Origin of the sequence: Bacteroides sp. OF03-11BH (genome assembly GCF_003604005.1) — a bacterium.
Classification (GTDB): Bacteria; Bacteroidota; Bacteroidia; order Bacteroidales; family Bacteroidaceae; genus Bacteroides; species Bacteroides ovatus.
Genome location: NZ_QTMW01000077.1, coordinates 1 through 15,776 on the forward strand (window position 1 = coordinate 1; position 15,776 = coordinate 15,776).

Annotated in this window: 13 protein-coding genes; 5 read left to right on the top strand and 8 right to left on the bottom strand. The window is 38.9% G+C overall.

What is annotated here, in order from left to right:
* Positions 1 to 439: helix-turn-helix domain-containing protein (locus DXA54_RS26700; RefSeq protein ID WP_133304699.1), on the top strand; the 439-nt coding region annotated here is incomplete at its 5' end.
* 112 nt (positions 440 to 551) lie between these two features.
* On the opposite strand, the gene aroB is transcribed toward DXA54_RS26700, so the two are convergent.
* On the bottom strand, positions 552 to 1,613 hold the full coding sequence (aroB, locus tag DXA54_RS26705) for a 3-dehydroquinate synthase (RefSeq protein WP_004301156.1): 1,062 nt from the start codon (positions 1,611 to 1,613) through the stop codon (positions 552 to 554).
* Positions 1,614 to 1,693: 80 nt separating this feature from the next.
* Between aroB and DXA54_RS26710 the strand changes: the two genes are divergently transcribed.
* The 3 genes from DXA54_RS26710 (at position 1,694) to cls (ending at position 6,675) form a co-directional block, all read left to right on the top strand.
* Positions 1,694 to 2,098: a hypothetical protein gene (locus DXA54_RS26710; protein ID WP_004305412.1), complete on the top strand. Its 405-nt coding sequence runs from the start codon at positions 1,694 to 1,696 to the stop codon at positions 2,096 to 2,098.
* An 83-nt stretch (positions 2,099 to 2,181) separates the two neighbouring features.
* Entirely contained in the window at positions 2,182 to 5,103 is a 2,922-nt protein-coding gene (locus DXA54_RS26715; RefSeq protein ID WP_008650560.1) for a TonB-dependent receptor, read from the top strand.
* A 132-nt stretch (positions 5,104 to 5,235) separates the two neighbouring features.
* Entirely contained in the window at positions 5,236 to 6,675 is a 1,440-nt protein-coding gene (cls, locus tag DXA54_RS26720) for a cardiolipin synthase (protein ID WP_120081113.1), read from the top strand.
* Positions 6,676 to 6,699: 24 nt separating this feature from the next.
* Here the strand turns inward: cls and DXA54_RS26725 are convergent, their stop codons facing one another.
* Genes DXA54_RS26725 through DXA54_RS26735 form a run of 3 tightly spaced genes read right to left on the bottom strand, consistent with a single transcriptional unit; the run spans position 6,700 to position 8,680 of the window.
* A complete protein-coding gene (locus DXA54_RS26725; RefSeq protein ID WP_004314595.1) occupies positions 6,700 to 7,233 on the bottom strand; it encodes an RsmD family RNA methyltransferase in 534 nt (177 codons plus the stop codon).
* Positions 7,224 to 7,994, bottom strand: coding sequence for a DUF3822 family protein (locus DXA54_RS26730; RefSeq protein WP_004311006.1), 771 nt, complete (start codon positions 7,992 to 7,994; stop codon positions 7,224 to 7,226). The genes DXA54_RS26725 and DXA54_RS26730 overlap by 10 nt, the downstream gene beginning before the upstream one ends.
* A complete protein-coding gene (locus DXA54_RS26735; protein ID WP_004301363.1) occupies positions 7,994 to 8,680 on the bottom strand; it encodes a hypothetical protein in 687 nt (228 codons plus the stop codon). Before DXA54_RS26735 ends, DXA54_RS26730 begins: the two co-directional genes overlap by 1 nt.
* Positions 8,681 to 8,775: 95 nt before the next feature.
* On the opposite strand from DXA54_RS26735, the gene DXA54_RS26740 reads away from it, so the two are divergent.
* Positions 8,776 to 10,194 carry an ATP-dependent RecD-like DNA helicase gene (locus tag DXA54_RS26740; protein ID WP_004311005.1) on the top strand — a complete coding sequence of 473 codons (1,419 nt, stop codon included), beginning with the start codon at positions 8,776 to 8,778 and terminating at the stop codon, positions 10,192 to 10,194.
* Positions 10,195 to 10,461: 267 nt separating this feature from the next.
* Here DXA54_RS26740 and DXA54_RS26745 read toward each other — a convergent pair whose 3' ends face one another.
* From DXA54_RS26745 to DXA54_RS26760, 4 genes are read right to left on the bottom strand one after another with little or no spacing between them, the layout of a single operon-like run.
* On the bottom strand, positions 10,462 to 11,964 hold the full coding sequence (locus DXA54_RS26745; RefSeq protein WP_120081115.1) for a BACON domain-containing protein: 1,503 nt from the start codon (positions 11,962 to 11,964) through the stop codon (positions 10,462 to 10,464).
* A gap of 32 nt (positions 11,965 to 11,996) precedes the next feature.
* On the bottom strand, positions 11,997 to 13,421 hold the full coding sequence (locus tag DXA54_RS26750) for a BT_3987 domain-containing protein (RefSeq protein ID WP_004301366.1): 1,425 nt from the start codon (positions 13,419 to 13,421) through the stop codon (positions 11,997 to 11,999).
* 25 nt (positions 13,422 to 13,446) lie between these two features.
* Positions 13,447 to 14,613, bottom strand: a complete 1,167-nt coding sequence (locus DXA54_RS26755) for a DUF1735 and LamG domain-containing protein (RefSeq protein ID WP_004301367.1) — start codon at positions 14,611 to 14,613, stop codon at positions 13,447 to 13,449.
* Positions 14,614 to 14,624: 11 nt separating this feature from the next.
* Complete coding sequence (locus tag DXA54_RS26760) at positions 14,625 to 15,710, bottom strand: glycoside hydrolase family 18 (protein WP_004301368.1); 1,086 nt, start codon at positions 15,708 to 15,710, stop codon at positions 14,625 to 14,627.
* Between the last annotated feature and the right edge of the window lie 66 nt (positions 15,711 to 15,776).

The window sequence follows — 15,776 nt, forward strand, 5'->3', positions numbered from 1 at the left end:
AAATAACAAAGGAGAATATAGTAAAAAATATAATGCGTCTGCCCTGTATCTGGAACTGTTCAATGCTTATCAAAAGGAATCTACCTTGATGACTGCCCGCAGGGATACCCGTAAAGAAGAGTTGGCTAATAAATTCTTTGGGCTTATCATGAAGCATTTTAAGGAGAATAAGGATGTGGCTTTTTATGCGGATAAACTGTGTATTACTTCCAAATACCTGACTATGGTAATTAAGGAGACAAGCGGGAAGTCTGCCAAAGACTGGATTGTTGAATACATCATATTAGAAATCAAGGCTTTGCTGAAAAATACCAGCCTGAACATTCAGGAAATAGCGATTAAAACGAACTTTGCGAATCAATCGTCGCTTGGACGTTTTTTTAGAAAGCATACAGGAATGTCGCTTTCACAATATCGAATGAGTAACTTAGAACAATAGTGCGGACAATTGCCTCACAATAGGCAATAATATCTATAGGGATTGGGAAGAGAAAGGGAATGAAGTCTATTTCATTCCCTTTTATTATGCGGTATATCTGATGTAGGATGGATTAAATTCCCATACATTCGCGATAGAAGTCGAGCATTTCGAAGATAGTGTCCTTATCGGCAGTCTGATTGATGCAAATGTCTCCAATATCTTTTAGTAATGTGAAATTGATAGTGCCTGAAGTATTCTTTTTATCATGCGTCATAAATGCATACAGTTGGTCATATTTTTTGCAGTCGAAAGTAAATATGCCATAATTATCCTTGATAAACTGGATCGTTTGCCGCATTTTCTCTTTCGGGAAACCTACTTTGAGATGAGAAAGATACAGTTCGCACACAATTCCCCAAGCTACTGCATATCCATGTAATACAGGACGGTTTTCTGCCAGTGCCATACTTTCGAACGCATGTCCTACGGTGTGTCCCAGATTTAATGCTTTGCGGATTCCATGTTCGAAGGGATCCTGTTCTACAATATCTTCTTTCACTTGTACCGATTGGCCTACCAATTGTTTGAGAGCTGCATAATCAATACTAGAGGAATCGAAATTGAGCAATTCTGCCCAATGTGCCGTATTGCTAATCAAACCATGCTTCAACATTTCAGCATATCCGGAGAAGAAATTGTGTGTGTCCAATGTGCGTAGGAATTCAGTTTCAATCAATACACTGTTTGCCGGAGCGAAAGCACCGATTTCATTTTTCAGTCCGTTGAAGTTGATTCCTGTTTTACCCCCCACTGATGCGTCCACCATGGCGAGCAGGGTGGTTGGTATATTGATATAGGAAATGCCCCGTTTGAATGTAGCTGCGGCAAAACCTCCGAGATCTGTCACCATCCCTCCTCCAAGATTGATAAGTAAAGAGTGGCGGGTAGCCCCTTGAGTGCTTAATGCCATCCAGACGGAAGCGAGTGTTTCCAGAGTTTTATGCACATCTTCTGCTCCGATACAGATTTCTACAGCATCTTTCAACAGACCCGATTCCTTTAGAGAGGGGAGACAAAGACGCTGGGTATGCTCGTCTGTAAGGACGAATAATTTGTCATGCGGACATAGCTCAATGGCACGACCGAGGCTCGTTTCCAAGCTTTCGCAGAGAATAACTTCTTGTTTACTCATGATTCTTTTGCTTTTTTACTCTGCAAATGTATATAAAATATCTTTTTTTACTTACTTTTGTCTCATTAAAACGTTTAATCATGAAAGCATTATTACCTGTATATTGTCGTCCTTTAGGATATGTTGTCTTGTTGGTAGCTCTGTTTATCCCTTTTATTTTGGTGATGCAGGGAGTAGTAACTGATACTAACTTGCTGTTTTATAAAGAATGTACAAAGTTGTTGATGATGGCAGGATGCTTGTTAATAATCTTTGCATTGAGTAAGAATGAAAGCCGTGAAACGGAGCAAATCCGGAATTCGGCTGTTCGTAATGCTATCTTTTTGACATTCTTGTTCGTCTTTGGTGGTATGTTGTGGCGTGTTATGCAAGGAGATGTGATAAACGTCGATACTTCCTCTTTCCTTACTTTTCTGGTTTTTAATGTGCTTTGTCTGGAGTTTGGTCTGAAAAAAGCGCTTGTTGATCGATTCTTTAAAAGATAATTTTCTTTTCAATTAAACCTTTTGCGATTCGATTTGTCAAAAAGACATTGTTATTGCTACTAATATAATCGTAAATAAGGTAAATGAAAAGATTTTCAGCAGGGTTGGTGCTGATGTTGCTATGCACCTTCTCAATTTTTGCACAGAATAAGGTTATTACCGTTTCGGGACGTGTGGTGGAATCCGATACTAAAGAGCCCGCAGCGCAGGCTACAGTTCAATTGCTATCATTACCTGATAGTGCTTATGCCGCCGGTATAGCCAGTAGTAACCAGGGATGGTTTACTCTCCCCAAAGTAAAAGCCGGAAAATATGTGTTGAAAGTTTCCTATATTGGATTCCGAACCAAGCTCGTACCGGTACAATTATCTGCTAACGCCACTGATAAAAAATTGGGAACCATTACATTGGACCCTGATGCTGTCATGCTGAAGGAAGCGGTGATTACTGCCGAAGCTCCGCAGGTGGTCGTGAAAGAAGATACGCTGGAATATAACTCAACAGCTTACCGTACTCCCGAAGGGGCGATGCTCGAAGAGTTGGTGAAGAAACTTCCGGGAGCAGAAATAGACGATGACGGTAACGTCAAAATCAATGGTAAAGAAGTAAAGAAGATTATGGTGGATGGTAAAGAGTTCTTTGGCGGTGATGTGAAAACCGGATTGAAGAACTTACCGGTCAACATGATCGACAAACTGAAGACGTACGATAAAAAGTCTGATTTGGCACGTGTTACCGGAATAGATGACGGAGAAGAAGAAACTGTTCTTGACCTGAAAGTGAAGAAAGGTATGAATCAAGGTTGGTTTGGTAATGCAAGTGTTGCCGGTGGTACAGAAGATCGTTACGGAAGCAACTTGATGTTGAATCGTTTTGTCGATAATAGCCAATTCTCTTTAATCGGTTCTGCTAATAATGTGAACGATCAGGGATTCTCCGGTGGAGGTGGCGGACCTCGTTTCCGGAACAGCAATGGTTTGACTGCTACCAGGATGTTAGGGGCTAACTTTGCTACCCAGACTGAAAAATTGGAACTGGGAGGTAGTGCCCGTTATAATTTCAGTGATCGGGATGCAACATCTACAAACTACTCGGAACGTTTCCTGCAAAATGGAAATTCTTATTCAAATTCGAACAGTAAAGGCCGCAATAAGAATACGAACTTTAATGCAGACTTTCGGTTGGAGTGGAAACCGGACACATTGACAAATATCATTTTCCGTCCGAACGTTTCTTATGGAAAGTCTAATAGTTATTCTATTTCCGAATCGGGAACTTTTAATGGAGATCCATTTAATTTGGTGTCTAATCCTAATGAGTTTTTGAATAAGATTTTCTGGGGAAGTACGGATGATCCTTTAGAAGCTATTCGTGTCAACGCCAGTAATAGTGAATCAAAATCTGAAGGGCAGAATCTCTCTGCAAATGCTTCTTTGCAAGTGAATCGTAGATTGAATAATCAGGGACGAAACATCACTTTCCGTGGTACATTTAGTTATGGAGATAATGACAGCGAACAGTTTAGTGAATCATTGACGCGTTATTTTGATGATAATGCAAAAAAAGAAGATGATGAGCGTAAACAATATACTACTTCTCCAACCAAAAATTATGATTATACTGCCGAACTGACCTATAGCGAACCGATTGCGAGAGCTACCTTCTTACAGTTCCGCTATAAATTTCAATATAAATATAGTGAAAGTGACAGAAGTACATACAGCTTGATTCCTGATGCCGATAAAGGACAGGATTGGTTTTGGAATTTTGGTGATGGTCTGCCTGTAGGATATGAAGAGAATAAAGATAGAGATTTGAGTAAGTATGCTCAATATAAATATTATAACCATGATATTAATGCAGGACTAAATATTATCCGCGAGAAATATAGATTGAACTTTGGAGTATCTTTGCAACCGCAGAACACCAGATTGGATTATAAGAAAGCCGAAGTAGATACTGTAGTAAAAAGAAATGTGTTCAATTTTGCTCCTAACGTTGATTTTCGTTACAGATTTTCTAAAGTCAGCCAGTTGCGCTTTACCTATCGGGGACGTGCAAGCCAGCCGAGTATGGAAAATTTGCTTGATGTAACTGATGACTCTAATCCGTTGAATATCCGTAAGGGTAATCCGGGATTGAAACCTTCTTTCTCTCATTCTATGCGTTTGTTTTATAATACTTATAATGCAGATAAACAGCGTGGCATGATGGCTCATGTAAACTTGAATATGACTCAAAATAGCATTACTAATGCCACTACTTATAATCAGAGTACTGGTGGAGTGACTGTTAAACCGGAGAATATCAACGGAAACTGGAATGCGATGGGAATGTTTGGATTCAATACAGCATTGAGAGACAAGCGGTTTACCATAAATTCTTTCTCCCGTGCTAATTATACCAATGCAGTTTCTTATCTTTTTAATGACGATACTAAAATAAATGACAAGAACACTAGTACGACACTGACTTTCGGAGAGAATCTGAATGGAACTTTCCGTAACGACTGGTTTGAATTTACCTTGAATGGTTCAATCAACTATAACTTTGAGCGAAATCAACTGCGTCCGGAAAACAATCAAGAACCCTATACATTTGGTTATGGTGCAAGTACTAATATCTCTTTACCTTGGAGTATGACGTTGTCTACCAATATCACTAATAACGCTCGTCGTGGTTATCGTGATGCCAGTATGAATAAGAATGAACTTATTTGGAATGCACAGATTGCCCAAAACTTCCTGAAAGGCAATGCCGCAACCATCAGTTTTGAAGTATATGATATTCTGCGGCAGCAATCTAATATCAGCCGTTCGTTAACAGCCGATATGCGTTCTGTTTCTGAATATAACGGAATTAATAGCTACTGCATGCTTCGTTTCTCTTATCGTCTGAATGTTTTTGGAAATAAAGAAGCTCGCGGCAATATGCGTCATGGCGGTTTTGATGGTGGTGGGCCTCGTGCCCCGCGTGGTGGCTTTGGAGGTGGCAGACCACACTAAAGCAGAGTAATAAGTTTAAATAAAAACAAGAAGTCCCGGCACAACGATTCAATGTTGTTGCCGGGACTTCTTTGTTAATCCGAGAATTTACTCTATATTTGTTGTTTAGTATCCGTATGAAAGGAGATTCCTATGATTGATTGGAACTATATGCTTAGCCAGATAGCAATAGTGGCTTTTGATATTCTTTATTTTGGAGCCATTATCGGTACGATTGTCATCATCATTCTTGACAACCGGAATCCGGTTAAAACCATGGCATGGATACTCATATTACTTTTCCTTCCTATTGTCGGACTTGTCTTTTATTTTTTCTTTGGGCGGAGTCAACGTCGCGAACGTATCATTGGGCAAAAAAGCTACGACCGCTTATTGAAGAAACCAATGGCCGAATATCTCGCACAGGATTGTTCGGACGTTCCTTATGAATACTCCCGTCTTATTCAGCTTTTCCAGCAAACGAATCAAGCGTTTCCATTTGAGGGGAACCGTGTGGCAGTCTATACCGAAGGATATACCAAACTTCAATCATTGTTGCGTGAACTGCAAAAAGCGAAGCAGCATATCCACATGGAATATTACATCTTTGAAGATGACGCTATCGGGCGTATGGTCAGGGATGTGCTGATAGAAAAAGCTTCTCACGGGGTTGAAGTACGGGTTATCTATGATGATGTAGGTTGCTGGCATGTGCCTAACCGTTTTTTTGAAGAAATGCGCAATGCCGGTATTGAAGTCAGGAGCTTTTTGAAAGTACGTTTTCCCTTATTTACCAGTAGGGTGAATTACCGCAACCATAGAAAGATTGTCGTTATTGACGGACGCGTGGGCTTCGTTGGGGGAATGAACCTGGCAGAACGTTATATGCGTGGCTTTTCTTGGGGGATTTGGCGAGATACGCATATCATGTTGGAAGGCAAGGCAGTGCATGGTTTACAAACGGCTTTTTTGCTTGATTGGTATTTTGTAGACCGTACGTTGATAACCGCTTCCCGTTATTTTCCGAAGATTGACTCTTGCGGAAGTTCTTTAGTGCAAATTGTCACGAGTGAGCCTATCGGGCCATGGAAAGAAATCATGCAGGGATTGACTGTTGCCATTACCAGTGCAAAAAAATATTTCTATATGCAAACACCTTATTTTTTGCCTACAGAACCAATATTAGCAGCTATGCAAACAGCAGCATTGTCTGGGGTGGATATACGCTTGATGTTACCGGAACGTGCAGATAACTGGATAACTCATCTTGGATCGCGTTCTTATTTGGCAGATGTGATGCAGGCAGGTGTTAAGGTCTATTTTTATAAGAAAGGTTTTCTACATTCTAAGCTGATGGTTTCAGATGATATGCTTTCCACTGTAGGCTCTACCAATGTTGACTTCCGTAGCTTTGAGCATAACTTTGAGGTGAATGCTTTTATGTATGACGTAGAAACTGCCCTTGAAATGAAAGAAATATTTCTTCAGGACCAGCGCGAAAGTACACAGATCTTTTTGAAGAATTGGGGCAGACGTTCGTGGAGACAAAAAGCTGTGGAGTCTATCGTGCGTTTATTGGCTCCGCTACTTTAATAAGGATGAAATTGTATTTGGATCTTATCTGAATAGTGAGAAGTTCACACTTCCATACACCCTTCTCTCAAGGAAATGTGGATTTTCTTCGAAATTATTATCTTTTCCATGCTCCAGTACCAATAATCCTCCTTCTTTGAGAAGATTATTCTGAAAGATTAATTCGGGTATTGTTTCCAACTCTTTTAAAGCGTAGGGAGGATCGGCAAAGATGAAGTCGAACTGTTCGCGGCCATTTTTGATAAACTTGAATACATCTCCGCGTATCGGCAGACATTTGTCTGTCTGCACCTCTTTCATAATTTTGCAGATGAATGAGTGATGTGCAGGATCTTTCTCAATGCTGATAACACGGTCGCATCCGCGGGATACCAATTCGATACTGATGCTTCCCGTTCCGGCAAACAAATCAAGAGCTGTTATTCCTTCTTCAAAATCGATATAGTTATTGAGTACATTAAACAGATTTTCTTTGGCGAAATCTGTCGTAGGGCGTGCTTTAAATGTCCGAGGCACGTCAAATCTTCTTCGTTTGTAAATACCGCTGATTACTCGCATGTTAATAAGGCTTGCATGTCAATATTAGTTGCAGGATTCATGATGAATACCTGTAGGATAAACTTTTTCAATTCACTCATTAAAACGTCTTTCTCCGGAAGTATTCCGGTTAGGTGTAACTCATCCCGTTCCTGATTAAACTCCAGTTGTTTCCAGGCGTACAATAAATAGTAAATACGGTCTTCTGTGTGCGTACATTCAAAGGAATTAGCCAGAAGCAGATGTCCTCGTTCAAAACAATAGATGTCAATGCCGTCTTTGCGTATAGAAGCATACATCTTCTTACTGTTTCCCAATCTGCTTTTTACAGAAAAATAATCGATGAATGGAGTAGATTGAGAATAGAAACGAGCTTCGGGATATTGTTCATTCAAAAAGGTCTGTGCGCTTTTGTCTATGCCGAAGATGACAGCTACATTATTCTTTCTTAGAATATTATAGAGCACCGTTTCGTTTTCTTTTTTCTGATGATTATGATAAAACAGAAGTTCCGCCTGTTCCTCTTCAAACAATTCTAATGGCGCAATCGTAAAACGCTTGCCTGCCATCATAATGTTTACTCGTTTGTAAGGATGATTGAGGAAATCCGATTCGTGAAAGAGTGTTTTTAGATTTGCTGTAAGGGATGAAGACGCATTTATCTCTTTCTCTATTATTGAAAGCGAATCGTCATGAATCGGGTTATAGATAGAAAAAGAAAATCCATCCGTACTAAGACGGATGGATAAAGTATATTGTTTTGATTTAGTAAAATCAATCATTATTCCCAGTTACCAGCACCATTGTTTGGAGTATCGATAGAACCTACCATCAAGCCGCTATATTTGCCTAGTTTAGAATCCAGGTCTTTTAGGTTGATGATTTCTTGTTTGTCAAGTCCGCTCAAATAAGTTTCGTATGGAGCTTTCACTTCGAACAAATATACCGGAGCACCAGACTTGGCAGTGTCATTTTTCACGTTCATTTCGAATTGAGCACCATTTCCGTGAGGAATATATTTCATAGAGTCGGCATTGAATCCTTTGGGATAGATAGTATCCAATACAGCTACCCACATAGTGTCACGTTTGAAGTTTTCAAGTCCCCATTTCTTAACTTCATCGTATCTACCGGTTTTCTTTGCTTTTTCGATGATAGCCATGGCTTTCTTTTCAGTCAGTCCATCTTCCAATTGCTTGTCAGTTAACATTCCCATCTTCATAACGAACGGCAATTTTTGATTTTTAACGAAATCAATCAGTGTGTCTAATTTGGGTGCATACATTCCGCGGTGCAGCGAACGGTATTCCTGCTGTGCCTTACGGATGTCGATCAAACGGGCAATGACTGCTTTTTCTCTTTCTTTTTTTGCGTTTTCAAAATTGATAGGACCCATAATGCTGGTGTAACAGATGTAAATCAGTGCAGCAGCACAAAGCACCAATACAATATTAAATACTGTTTTCATGATAAATTATGTTTTTAGTTGTTATATTCGCATCGCAAAAATAGAATAAATAAATTTAAATACGATAGTTCCTCGAACTTTTTTCTCGTACAAAAATGATAAATAACTATTTAGAAAGGCAAATTAAGGAAAATTTTCCTTATCAGCCAACTTTAGAGCAGGAAATTGCTGTAAAATCTCTTTCAGAGTTTCTGCTGTCCACACTGGCAGATGAAGTCTTTATCTTAAGAGGGTATGCTGGTACTGGTAAAACATCGTTGGTAGGGGCATTGGTGAAAACGATGGATCAGCTGCAGCAGAAATCTGTATTGTTGGCTCCTACAGGACGTGCGGCAAAAGTTTTTTCAGTGTATGCAGGACATCCGGCTTTTACTATTCATAAAAAAATATATAGACAACAATCTTTTTCTAATGAACTTAGTAACTTTTCGATCAATGACAATTTAGCTACCAATACATTGTTTATTGTCGACGAGGCTTCCATGATTTCAAACGAAGGACTGTCGGGCAGTATGTTTGGAACAGGACGTTTATTGGATGATTTGGTGCAATTTGTTTATTCAGGACAGGGATGTCGTCTCTTGTTAATGGGTGATACCGCGCAGCTTCCTCCGGTAGGAGAGGAGTTAAGCCCGGCACTTTTTTCCGATGCATTGAAGGGGTATGGACTTGAAGTACGTGAGATTGATCTTACTCAAGTAGTCCGTCAGGTGCAAGAATCCGGAATATTATGGAATGCCACACAGTTGAGGCAATTGATAGCAGAGGATGATTGTTATTCTCTGCCTAAGATAAAAATAGCAGGTTTTCCTGATATTAAACTGGTGCCGGGAACTGAACTGATAGAGGAACTAACTAATTGCTACGATCATGATGGTATGGATGAGACGATTGTTGTCTGTCGTTCCAATAAACGTGCAAACCTATATAACAATGGAATACGTGCTCAAATTCTTTGGCGTGAAGATGAATTGAATACAGGAGATATGTTGATGATAGCCAAAAATAATTACTATTGGACGGAGAAATATAAGGAGATGGATTTTATAGCTAATGGAGAAATTGCAGTTGTCCGGCGTGTTCGTCGAACTCGTGAAATATATGGTTTTCGTTTTGCCGAAGTTACTCTCCGCTTTCCTGATCAGAATGATTTTGAATTGGATGCGAATCTATTATTAGACACTTTACATTCGGACTCACCTGCATTGCCGAAAGAAGACAATGACCGATTGTTCTATACGGTACTTGAGGATTATATAGATATTCCAAACAAAAGAGACCGGATGAAAAAGATGAAAGCCGATCCGCATTACAATGCTTTGCAGGTGAAATATGCATACGCAATAACCTGTCATAAAGCGCAAGGCGGACAGTGGCAGAATGTGTTTTTAGATCAGGGGTATATGACAGATGAGTATTTGACTCCGGATTATTTCCGGTGGTTGTATACAGCTTTTACTCGGGCGACAAAGACACTGTATTTGGTGAATTACCCGAAAGAGCAGGTGGAATAGTTTTGTTTTTTGAATGACTCTTAATCTTTATATGATTTAGAGTTTTAAGGTTACATTGATTATATAATCAGTTGATTTCAATATTGTTGGATTCAAAAAGGTCTTTGAGTACTGGTTGTGGTTTGTTTATAGATGAAAAGAGTATTTTAAGATAAGAGCTAGCATTAGATAAAAATAGATAGCAATAATCCCTTTATTTGACTCTATTCACAGATTTGGAAAGAGTAAATAAAGGGATTCTCTATAAATTATTTCTCTATATATTAATTATTTGTAAACAATAGTAGTTGCATCATTCTTAGTTAACTTTGGTATCACTTGACCAGTCTTTAAATAAAGAGTCTTAATTTTGCTGCTACGATTGGCGTTTAAGTTTGTTAATGCTGGACATTCCGAAGCATCAATTGACGTAACATAATCATAACTTGCATACCAGGAAACAAGACTTAAATCCAAAGACTCAAGTTTACTACTGATGACTTTAAGACTTTCTGCCTCCGAATAAACATAGCTACCTCCTGCATTGAAACTAGTAATTGGATTATCTCCCAAATTATACTCTTCACAAATAGTAGGGCTATTAAATGTGAGTGATGATACCTTATGTAAACCTGAAATATCAAGCTTTTTCATGTTTGAACAATAACCTAAACGTAATGAAGTCAGGTTAGGGAAATACTCTATTCCGGTTAAATCTTTAATCTGGTTAGAGTATGAGGTGTTAGAGAATGAAGTTGCGTTTAATCCTTCTTCAAGAATAATACATTTGGTATCATCAATAGGGAGAGCCCAACCGTTAGATATACAAAGTGCTCGAAGAACGGCATCTGGAATTTCCACAGGGCTGGCGTCCGGATCTTTTTGAACAATAGCAATATCTTTTACTAATGTACCACTGGTTTGGGCAATATGAATTGTACCTCCACGCGAAGCTGGTGATGCGGATAGTTTATAAGTAACAGTAACCGTAGTCAAACCATCATCGCCTTTTTGTGGTTCGGAAATTGATTGACCAGTAATCCAATCTTTCCCTTTTGTTATGGAAATAGCGTAATTGACGTTGTATTTCACTTTAAAAGAGATAGTTCGTGCTGTTAGATCATATGTTAAAGTGTTACTTTCGGTGATAATTGCATCTGTTTGTTTTTGATTAATATCTACATTGACACTTTCAGTAACGAGTGGGCTTGAGATTGTAATTTTTGTACTACGATCTTTATATGTCTTGTTCTCGGCAGCAGTGAATGATAAAGTTACTTTGCCACCGAATTCATTACGTCTATCGAATGTCAGCCACTCTTTACCACCGTCACTATATGTTATCGTTGGGTCGGCCACATTGGTATTAAGTTGAATTCTCACAGTACTTTTTTCTTTAGTAATAGAAAGAGCTTCGTCAGAAAGTAAATCCATTATATATGCAGGTTGAGACTCTACTTGTAGTGGCACAACTGAAGAACCTGTGAAAAACTTGAAGGTTGCAGTACGCTTTTCATCTAATTTGTTAGGATCGATGGTAAAAGTAACTACATCACCATCTTTACCTGAAGTTATTGACGGATGTGCCCAATCACATATTCCTGACAACCGCCAGTTATCGGAGCTTGTTACAGTAACTGTAGCATCCCCTCCATTTTTATCCACTTGGAGTATATTGGTCGATAGTGAGATTGTTGAATTACCATTATTGATTGATTCATCATCATCAGAACAACCCCATAGTAGGAGGGATACCGATAACACTATCATTAAATTCTTAAATAATTTCATATCTATTCTTTTTAAGGTAAAATATACATTAATCAGTTAATAGCTTCACGTTCTGTACTATTCTTTTTATAATAGTAACTTGGATAAACTAATGTTTCATCGTACAAACCTTTACAAACGGATTGGCATCTATATACTTGTGAACCATATAATGATGGGTCAAGTGCGAAGAACATGTAGTATCCATAACCAGCTTCTTTTCTAGAACGCGCTGTAGATTCACTTGAGTTGCCACTGCCTCGTCTTAGTTCTATTGACATACCAGCACACTGTTTCAATGTCATACCGGTACCTGGCCCAGCAGCACCACCATAGTCAGCTACAGCATAATCGCAATACTGACCAGGTTCGATACCATCGATAACTTGGAGACTACTTGAATACATGTTGCCAAGGTTATAGAGCGAGACAATTTTTTCCGGCATGACAGCTTTACATTCATACATTAATCGTGAACCTGCATAAGCTGATGGGCTTGCAAGCCAGGGGTTTGAAAGGTCTGGTGAGTTCGAATATTCGTCATCGAAAGCGACGCCGTCCAGATTATAAGCACGGCAATAAGCTGCTAGTTCCCGGGCGAATTCCCTAGCTCCCATATCCGAAAGTTGAGCGACACCAGCTTCGTCATGATTACCAAGGATGCTGATAATAATTTTCATACCAGCTTTACGCAATGGTTGTAGATACTTATCATTATTGTCGAGCAAGAATTGAACATTTTCATTGTTCGCTAAATATACTCGTTGTTTCTCTGGATCCCAATTGATATTAGCAGCAAAAAGTACGATATGGTCGAAAAAATATTTACCACTTTCAGTCAGAAACTCAAGGGCATTGAGCGGGTTAGTATCATTAACTTCGAAATAAAGAACTGTTTGTACCGCATCTTCTCCTTTGTTAGTATTAGGTTTGTTGCGATAATCTTGAACGAGAAGCACCATATGCTTGGACGTTTCAGTAAATGTTACTCCTTCAGTAGAAGATGTTACTGTCAAAGGTACTATGTAGGTTTTATCCTCTTCCATTCCATCAAACGCAGTCAGTGTAACTTTCACGCTTGGGGTAACTTTATCATCTGGGGCAAGTACAAAAGTACCATTATTTGCGATTTTCACATTAGCGGCAGGAAACACTTCGAAATCCGTTTCATGGATAGTGTTGTATATAGCTGCATATGATTCCTCGACAGCTATTTGAACATCTACTCCTTTTTGAGGTAGTTTAGAAAGACGGAATACCACATTAGTGCTATATTCATTATTTCGGAGCTCGATTACCGAACTGTTTTTATTCGTATTTTCGTCCAATAATAATCCGCTCAGTTGAGTCGATGCCAAATAAGAAGATTCATCTATCTTGTTTCCTATTTCAATGTCTTCCTCACAAGATGTGAAGGTTGCCATAGTGAACATTACCACTGGCAGGAAAGCATATTTGATATTGTTTATCATATTCATATTCAATTCTTAGTTAAATGATTTATTATTGAGGCAATGAAACAGATTCCCATTTAGGTTCTTTTTCGATTGTCAAATCATAGCCACTCACGCTGTAATCTTTAGCTACTGTACCCGAACCTTCGTCGAATTTCCAATATGCAATGAGCCCTTCCGATTCAGGTTCTATTGTGTAGAAGTGATTTGTTGCCTGAATTTCTTCTGCTGTTAATGCACGATTCCAGATTCGTACTTCGGAAACGACGCCATCAAAATAGCGGTCATCTTTATAGGAATAACCTACCCAGAAACAACGTGAGCCGTCTTCCTCATTGGTATGTTTAGCACCAAGACTAACAGAACTCTTTCCCGTTGAACCGGAAAGCTTTTCTACGCCATTGATATATACTTTGACATTACCTTTATTGAATGCGACAGCTACATGATACCACTTGCCACTTTCAAGTTGAAGGTCTGCGCTTGTACAATTGTTAACAGAAGTAGCTACTTGAAGTTGGTTATTCGGAATGGTTGCGTCACCGATACGGAGCAAATAATTGCTTTCGATACCCATCAACGTGTTCAGAGTATTAGGGAATGAATTGGCCTTGAACAGTATCTCCATCGTATTCTCCGTTAGATTATTGAATTTGGAGTCATTCTTGAAGTCCGGATAAGCACGATTACGACTGATATTACATACCACATTAATAAGTGATGCTCCGCGGAATACATAATAATATGTCTTAGCACTTTGCAAAACGCCGATTCCTTCCACTGATTTAATAGTGACTGGAAGCACATAAGTGGTTTTGATATCAAGTTCTCCTGTATTAATGAATTCAATAGGCAATTCTGGACTAACTATACTACCTGATTTGATGGTAGTCGAAGTTTCTGGCATTGAATAATGTTCTTCAGAAAGAAGTACTGCAGTTTCATCGTAATATGCCAGTTTATAAGTTGATAAAAGTTCGGGAGCAGGTGACATAGTCACTTTGATATCATGTTCTTCAGGCTTTGCTATGGCTACTGAAAGACCAGTTTCTACATTTGTATCACCAGCTTTGAACAGTATTTCCTTAGTAAAGTTCGATGCCGAAATGAAGAGTTTATTGTCATAATGCTGTTCATTTTCATCGTTGTTCTGGCAACCGGCAAGAATTATTGAGAAACCGGCAAGAGCTGTAAATATTAAATTGTTTAATTTCATAAGGCAGTTTTTTATTTAACGGTTGGACTCAATATACTTATAGCTTCTTTTAAGGTTGGGTATACATTGCTGGCATTAAAATAGTCTTTTTCCGCTGCATCAATTGAAATTCCAGCTTTGGTGTAGTCAGGCGTCTTTGCCACTGCCCATTGAGCAGCTCCAATGATGGCAGATGAGCCATCTCCGAGTTCACCATTGTAACTCCCCGAATTGGTAAGATAAGGCGTTGTTACTCCCATGATGAAGCGGTCGGTTGGTACGTTTTTTGCTGATGCCATGAGTATGAGATAAGACATCTCGTATTGGTTTTTTGCTCCATGCGCATTGACAATGATGTATTTACAATCAGAAAGCAGACTTTTACCAATAACGTTCTGCGGGTAACCTTTGAAAAGCAAGTCCTTATTAGTATTCGCAACTTTCCAGTTAGCTACCGCGTCAAAGAATGCTCCTTGACGTGCTGTTTCAGCGGCAATTTCATTCTCTTCAACAAGCGAATTGAGGTCGAAGCCTGTATAATTCACTACAATTCCATCTACATCTAAAGCGTTACTTGCGGCGATTTGTTTAGTGATCTCACTTTTGCAGTATTCAATAAAACGTGTTGCATCGTCGACAGTCTCTTCTCCTTCTTCTCCATTTTCTGTTTCATCAGATTCGGGATTAGGTACAGCGTTGGCTGCTTCTTCTTCAAGAATCTTTTTCCATGCACTTTCTATAGCATCGAAATCAACTAATCCCAATACTTTTGTACCCAATCGACGTACTTCCTTCATCTCAGATATATTTGCCTGATTTACTTCCATTGTATTGTTTAGACAAATATAGTCGAGACTGTCAGGCATATCAGTAAGATGTTGACTGCGTGAGGTTGTTACAGTACTTACATTATTAACTGAAACAATTACTACCTGATGGTCTGTTGCTTTAAAGTTGTTGAGAGATTCCAGGTATTGAGCATAAAGTTCCGGATTTTGTTCCTCCATAGAAGGAGTATGTATATTGATGCTTTCTGGATCTGTCCAGTCAGAACACGAGAACTGCATCATAGAACATGCCAGCATTACAGGCATGAGATATTTTATTTTTCTTCTCATATATGCTATAATTAAGGTAATTTTATTTGTATAATTTAATATACTAAGTACTCTAAGTACTTGGTA